Annotated in this window: 6 protein-coding genes; 3 read left to right on the forward strand and 3 right to left on the reverse strand. The window is 71.3% G+C overall.

Annotated elements, in window-relative coordinates:
- Positions 1-205: 205 nt before the first annotated feature.
- Positions 206-1141, reverse strand: a complete 936-nt coding sequence (gene cysK, locus BN12_RS16695) for a cysteine synthase A (protein WP_048554229.1) — start codon at positions 1139-1141, stop codon at positions 206-208.
- Positions 1142-1475: 334 nt separating this feature from the next.
- Between cysK and BN12_RS16700 the strand changes: the two genes are divergently transcribed.
- Complete coding sequence (locus tag BN12_RS16700; RefSeq protein ID WP_048554231.1) at positions 1476-3776, forward strand: (Fe-S)-binding protein; 2301 nt, start codon at positions 1476-1478, stop codon at positions 3774-3776.
- A gap of 143 nt (positions 3777-3919) precedes the next feature.
- On the opposite strand, the gene BN12_RS16705 is transcribed toward BN12_RS16700, so the two are convergent.
- Positions 3920-4237 carry an ArsR/SmtB family transcription factor gene (locus BN12_RS16705; RefSeq protein ID WP_048554232.1) on the reverse strand — a complete coding sequence of 106 codons (318 nt, stop codon included), beginning with the start codon at positions 4235-4237 and terminating at the stop codon, positions 3920-3922.
- A 57-nt stretch (positions 4238-4294) separates the two neighbouring features.
- Between BN12_RS16705 and BN12_RS16710 the strand changes: the two genes are divergently transcribed.
- Both BN12_RS16710 and BN12_RS16715 read left to right on the forward strand, forming a co-directional pair.
- The gene (locus BN12_RS16710; protein WP_235432442.1) at positions 4295-5125 is read left to right on the forward strand and encodes an NAD(P)H-binding protein; all 831 of its coding nucleotides are present in this window, start codon (positions 4295-4297) and stop codon (positions 5123-5125) included.
- A gap of 51 nt (positions 5126-5176) precedes the next feature.
- Complete coding sequence (locus BN12_RS16715) at positions 5177-6073, forward strand: cation diffusion facilitator family transporter (RefSeq protein WP_048554236.1); 897 nt, start codon at positions 5177-5179, stop codon at positions 6071-6073.
- Between the two features lie 20 nt (positions 6074-6093).
- Here BN12_RS16715 and BN12_RS16720 read toward each other — a convergent pair.
- Positions 6094-6432 (reverse strand): helix-turn-helix domain-containing protein (locus BN12_RS16720; RefSeq protein WP_048554238.1); only part of this gene is annotated, 339 nt, incomplete at its 5' end.

Genomic DNA, 6432 nt, shown 5'->3' on the forward strand with positions numbered 1-6432 from the left:
GAGCGCACGCCCGAGGGTCCCCGGCCGACGCCGGGCGTCACCATCCCCGGGGCGTCGCCGCGCACCGTGCTCGCCCGGGCGCGCCTCATCCGGCCCCGGACGCTCCCCACCTGACCCCGGGCCACGGTGTGTACCGCCCTCCGGGGCCCCGCGGGTGGTGCGCAGCAGGTGCGTGCTCATGGCATACCTCTTCGTGACGTTGCCGTCAGTCGACGAGACCCTCGAAGAGGATCGTGGACAGGTACCGCTCGCCGAAGGAGGGGATGATGACGACGATCGTCTTGCCGGCGTTCTCGGGGCGGTTCGCGACCTCGTTGGCGGCGGCGAGGGCCGCGCCGGAGGAGATGCCGACGAGCAGGCCCTCGTCGGTCGCGGCCTTGCGGGCCCACTCGACGGAGGTCGGCGCGTCGATGTCGATGACCTCGTCGTAGATGCTCGTGTCGAGGATCTCCGGGACGAAGTTCGCGCCGAGACCCTGGATCTTGTGCGGGCCCGGCTGGCCGCCGTTGAGGATCGCCGACTCCTTCGGCTCCACGGCGATGATCTGGACCGACGGCTTGCGGCCCTTGAGGACCTGGCCGACGCCGGTGATCGTGCCGCCGGTGCCGATGCCGGAGACGACGATGTCGACGCCGCCGTCGGTGTCCTTCCAGATCTCCTCGGCCGTCGTCTTCCGGTGGATCTCGGGGTTGGCCTCGTTCGCGAACTGCCGGGCGAGGATCGCCCCGCGCTCCGCGGCGATCTCCTCGGCCTTGGTGACGGCGCCCTTCATGCCGAGGGCGGGGTCGGTGAGGACGAGCTCGGCGCCGAAGGCACGCAGCAGCGCGCGGCGCTCCTTGCTCATCGACTCCGGCATGGTGAGGACGACGTGGTAGCCGCGCGCCGCGCCGACCATGGCGAGGGCGATGCCCGTGTTGCCCGACGTGCCCTCGACGATCGTGCCGCCCGGCTTCAGCTCGCCGGAGGCCTCGGCGGCGTCGATGATCGAGACGCCGATGCGGTCCTTGACCGAGCTCGCGGGGTTGTAGAACTCGAGCTTCGCGGCAACCGTCGTCCCGCTGTCTCCCGTGTCGATGATCCGGTTGATCCGCACGAGCGGGGTGTTGCCGATGAGCTTGGTGACGTCGTCGTAGATGGGCACGAAGGAACCGCCTTGCCGGTGTCGTAGGTCTGTCGCGCCGGCTTCAACAAAACCGGCTCTTATGAATGTTCCAACACTCGATTATCCGTATGCAAGTCCCCCGCGTCCTCGGAACCGTCTCCTTCCCGCACGTGCCGAGTTGTCGTCGTCCCGACGTTGCTGCGACGACAACAACTCGGCACGTGCGGAGGGGAAGGCGGCGGGGGCCTGCGGGCGGCAGGCGAGCGCCAGGGTGGCGAGGGCCGAGGTGGCATACCGGCTGGTCGAATTCGGCACGTGCGGGGCGCGCCACAGGGTCGTATGCGGGCGCCCGCGGATCACTAGACTCGCGCCCATGTCTGTCGTCCAGATCGTCGCCGTCGTCGTCTGTCTTCCGGTGACCGCCGTCGCGATCGCCCTGTTCGTCCGGACGATCCGCCGGATGCTCGCGGTGTTCCGCCTCGGCCAGCCGGACGGGACGCGGACGAGCGAGCCGGGGGCGCGGACGGCGACCCTCGTGCGCGAGTTCCTCGGGCATACCCGCATGTCGCGCAAGCCCGTCGTCGCGGCGGCCCACTGGTTCACGATGATCAGCTTCGGGCTGCTCTTCTTCACCCTCGTCACGGCGTTCGGGCAGCTCTTCTCCCCGTCGTGGACGATCCCGTGGCTCGGGACGTTCCCGCCGTACGAGTGGCTCACCGACCTCTTCGCGTGGGCCGGGTTCCTCGGCATCCTGTTCCTCATCAGCGTGCGGCAGTGGATCCACCCGCGGGGCAAGGAGAAGCCGCGGCGGTCACGGTTCTTCGGCTCGACGTTCTGGCAGGCCTACTACGTCGAGTACACGATCCTCGGCGTCACGATCTGCATCCTCACCCTCCGCGGCCTCGAGTACGCCCTCGACAAGGCCGAGGGAGGCGACCACGCGACGGCGCTGCACTTCCCGCTCACCGGATGGCTCGGCGAGATCTTCTCCGGGGCGACAGTCCACGCGCTGGAGACGACGATCGTCGTCGTCGCGGCGGTGAAGATCCTCATCTCGGTCGCGTGGATGATCACCATCGCCCTCGTCCCGACGATGGGTGTCGCGTGGCACCGGTTCCTCGCCTTCTTCAACATCTGGTTCAAGAGGAACGCCCACGGTCGCACCGCCCTCGGCCCGCTGAAGACGATGACGGTGGGCGGCGAGCCGCTGGACTTCGAGAACATCGAGGACCTCGACGAGGATGCGGCTCTCGGGGTCGGCAAGGTCGAGGACTTCACGTGGAAGGGGCTGCTCGACTTCTCCACGTGCACCGAGTGCGGCCGCTGCCAGGAGCAGTGCCCCGCCTGGAACACCGACAAGCCGCTGTCGCCGAAGATGCTCATGATGACGCTGCGCGACCACGCGGCGGCCAAGGCGCCCTACCTGCTCGCCTCCGGCGCGGCCGGATCGGCCGGGGAGACCCCGCCCATCGCCGAGGTCCCCCTCATCGGGGAGACGGGGTATGCCATCGACGCGCCCCTGACCGCGTACAACCCGCACGGACCGGACGCCGTCATCGACGCCGACGTCCTGTGGTCGTGCACGACGTGCGGGGCGTGCGTCGAGCAGTGTCCCGTCGACATCGAGCACGTCGACCACATCCTCGACATGCGCCGCTACCAGAACCTCATCGAGTCGGCCTTCCCGAACGAGCTCGGCGGGCTCTTCCGGAACCTGGAGAACAAGGGCAACCCGTGGGGGATGGGTGCCCGGGCCCGCCTCGACTGGGCCAAGGACCTGCCCTTCGAGGTCAAGGTCGTCGGGGAGGACATCGAGTCCCTCGCCGAGGTCGACTACCTGTTCTGGGTCGGCTGCGCCGGGGCGTACGAGGACCGCGCGAAGAAGACGACTCGGGCGGTCGCCGAGCTCCTCGACCTCGCCGGGGTCTCCTTCGCCGTCCTCGGCGAGGGCGAGACGTGCACCGGCGACTCCGCGCGGCGCGCAGGCAACGAGTTTCTCTACCAGATGCTCGCGATGCAGAACGTCGAGGTGCTCGGCGAGATGGGCGCGACGAAGATCGTCGTCACGTGCGCGCACTGCTTCAACACGATCAAGAACGAGTACCCGCAGAACGGCGGGCAGTTCGAGGTCGTCCACCACACCCAGCTGCTCAACCGGCTGGTCCGCGAGAAGCGGCTCGTGCCGGTCGCCCGGCCGGGCGAGGAGCCGGTCAAGTCGACCGCTCGGGACGCCGCCTCGACCGCGCAGACGGTCACCTACCACGACCCGTGCTACCTCGGCCGGCACAACCACGTCTACACCCCGCCGCGCGAGCTCATCGGCTCCCTGCCCGGCGTCGAGCTGCGCGAGATGCCCCGGCACGGGGAGAAGTCGTTCTGCTGCGGAGCCGGCGGCGCCCGGATGTGGATGGAGGAGAAGCTCGGCACCCGGATCAACGCCAACCGCACCGAGGAGGCCCTCGCGACCGGCGCGGACCGGATCGCCATCGGCTGCCCGTTCTGCCGTGTCATGCTCTCCGACGGGCTCACCGCCGCCCAGGCCTCCGGCGCCCGCGAGGACGTCGAGGTCGTCGACATCGCCCAGATGCTCCTCGCCGCCGTGCGGCGTGGCGGGCCGGACGCGCCGGAGGCCGAGGACGCGACGCCCGAGCCTGCGCCCGTCCCGACGACCTGAGCCTCGCGCCGGCGCCCCGGTCGCCCGATCCCCGGCGGCCGGCCCCGTGAGCTTTATCGGGTCACCCGACAAGGCTCAGCTTCACCCGACGTCGCTTGTCGGGTGAAGCGGAGTGTTCCGGGGTCACCCGATAAAGCTCCGCTTCACCCTGCGCCGGCAGAGGTGAGGGCCGCGACCCGCTGCTCGGTGAACTTGTCGATCCACCGGTCGTGGACGAGGCGGATGGGGACCGCGTTGAGGAAGTGCCGTGTCGTGCGGCCCTCCTTGCGGGTGATGACGAGATCGGCGTCTGCGAGCACCCGCAGGTGCTTCATGACGCCGAACCGGGTCATGTCGAAGACCGTCTCGAGCTCGGTGAGCGTCTGGCCGTCCCGGGCGAAGAGAAGGTCGAGGATGCGCCGCCGGGTCGGGTCCGCCAGGGCGCGGAACACGGCGTCCTGGGACTCGTCGTCGATCGGCATACCTCGAACAATGGGTGACCATCTAGTCACCTGTCAACGGGATGGACAATGACGACCATGACCCTCGCCCTGACCGGCGTGACCGGCCATCTCGGCCGGCTCGTCGCCACGCGCCTCGCCGACATGTCCCCGGTGCTCGTCGCGCGGGACCCCGCCCGCGTCGCCGCTGCGCCGGGGCAGGTCGTGCGCCAGGCGACGTATGCCGACGCCGCCGCATGCCGGGCGGCCTTCCGGGGCGTGACGACCCTGCTCCTCGTCTCGGCGGCCGAGTCGCGGACCCGCCGGGAGGAGCACCGGTCGGTCATCGGAGCCGCGGCCGACGCCGGCGTCGAGCACATCGTCTACACCTCGTTCGCGGGTGCCGCGCCCGACGCGACGTTCACCCTCGGACGCGACCACTACGACGCGGAGCTCGCGATCCAGGAGAGCGGCATGGCATACACGCTCCTCCGGGACAACTTCTACGCCGACGTCCTCCCGACGTTCGCCGACGCCTCAGGAGCGATCCGCGGGCCCGCCGGCGACGGTCGCGTCGCCGCGGTCGGCCGGGCGGACGTCGCGCATGCCGCGGCGCTCGTCCTGCGCACCCCGCGGGAGCACTCCCGGATGACGTACACCCTGACCGGCCCCGAGGCGCTGACCCTCGCCGAGGTCGCCGCGCGGGCCGGAGCCGTCCTCGGCCGGCACCTGTTCTTCGTCGACGAGACGGAGGAGTCGGCCTATGCGTGGCGGCGCGCGGAGTACGGCGCCGAGCAATGGCAGCTCGACGCCTGGGTCAGCACGTACACCGCGATCCGCGACGGCTCGGTCGCGACGGTGACCCGCGACGTCGAGCGGGTGACGCGGCACCCCGCGCGCACCCTCGAGGAGGTCCTGCGCGGCGAGTGACGGGAGGGTATCCGGGCACACCGAACCCCCCGCCGGACCTACGATCGGAGAGTGAGCCACGACCACCACCACGGCACGGGCGCCGTCCACCGGCCCCGGCTCGCGGCGGCGTTCGTCCTCGTCGCGGCCTTCTTCGTCGTCGAGCTGACGACGGCGGTCCTCAGCGGCTCGCTCGCGCTGCTCGGCGACGCGGGCCACATGGGGGCCGACGTCGTCGGGCTCGGTGCGGCGCTCGTCGCGACGCGGATCGCGGTCCGGCCCGACCGGACCGGCCGGCGGACCTTCGGGTCGTACCGGGCGGAGGTCTTCGCCGCGGGCCTGTCGGTCCTGCTCATGGTCGGCACGGGCGTGTGGGTGGTCGTCGAGGCGGTGGCCCGGCTCGGCGAGCCCGTCCACGTGGGGTCGGTGCCGATGCTCGCCGTCGGCGCGCTCGGGCTCCTCGTCAACCTCGTCTGCGCAGCGCTCCTCCGGGCGGGCTCCGAGGACAACCTCAACGTCAAGGGCGCCTACCTCGAGGTCGTCGCCGATGCCGTGGGCTCCGTCGGCGTCCTCCTCGCCGGCCTCCTCGTCGCCGTCACGGGGCAGGGGTGGTGGGACACCGTCGTCGCGCTCGCCATCGCCGTCTTCGTCGCATACCGGGCGGTCCTCCTCGGACGCGAGGTGCTCACGGTCCTCGGCCAGCACGCGCCGGCCGGCGCGCACCCGGGAGCCGTCGCGGCGGCGCTGTCGACCGTCGAGGGCGTCCAGTCGGTCCACGACGTCCACGTGTGGACCCTCACCTCCGGCATGCACGTCGCGACGGCCCACCTCGTGACGAGCGAGCGGGCCGACAGCCACGCCGTCCTCGACACCGCGACCCTCCTGCTGCGCGACGACTTCGCCATCGACCACCCGACGCTGCAGGTCGAGCCCGCCGCGCACGGCGACTGCCACGACACGACGTGGTGAGCTCCGTGGGTTGGGCGACGTCAGCTGGCGGCGGACACGAGGACGGCGAGCTTGGCGCGGGTCGTGATGCCGAGCTTGCGATAGATGTGCGAGAGGTGGGCGTCGACGGTCCTCGGTGAGACGAAGAGGTCCTCCGCGATCTGGCGGTTCGTCTTGCCCGCCGCGACCCCGTCGGCGACGGCGCGCTCGGATCTGGTGAGCGCGTCCAGGGGAGTCCGGCGATGGCTCGGCAGCGCGGCGAAGACCTCGTCGACGGCGGCCACCGCGGCCTCGGTGAGCTGCCCCTCGCGGACCCAGCCCGCGGGGGGTGACGTCCGCGCGGCGTCGACGAGGTTCCGCGCGGCACTGCCCCACGCGGC

Origin of the sequence: Nostocoides japonicum T1-X7, from assembly GCF_001046855.1 — a bacterium.
Taxonomy (GTDB): domain Bacteria; phylum Actinomycetota; class Actinomycetes; order Actinomycetales; family Dermatophilaceae; genus Nostocoides; species Nostocoides japonicum.

What these genes read in the sequence shown, in the direction of transcription:
- BN12_RS16700 (WP_048554231.1), top strand. Translation starts at nt 1,476, where the DNA reads ATGTCTGTCGTCCAGATCGTCGCCGTCGTCGTCTGTCTTCCGGTGACC.
- BN12_RS16710 (WP_235432442.1), top strand. Translation starts at nt 4,295, where the DNA reads ATGACCCTCGCCCTGACCGGCGTGACCGGCCATCTCGGCCGGCTCGTC.
- BN12_RS16705 (WP_048554232.1), bottom strand. Translation starts at nt 4,237, where the DNA reads ATGCCGATCGACGACGAGTCCCAGGACGCCGTGTTCCGCGCCCTGGCG.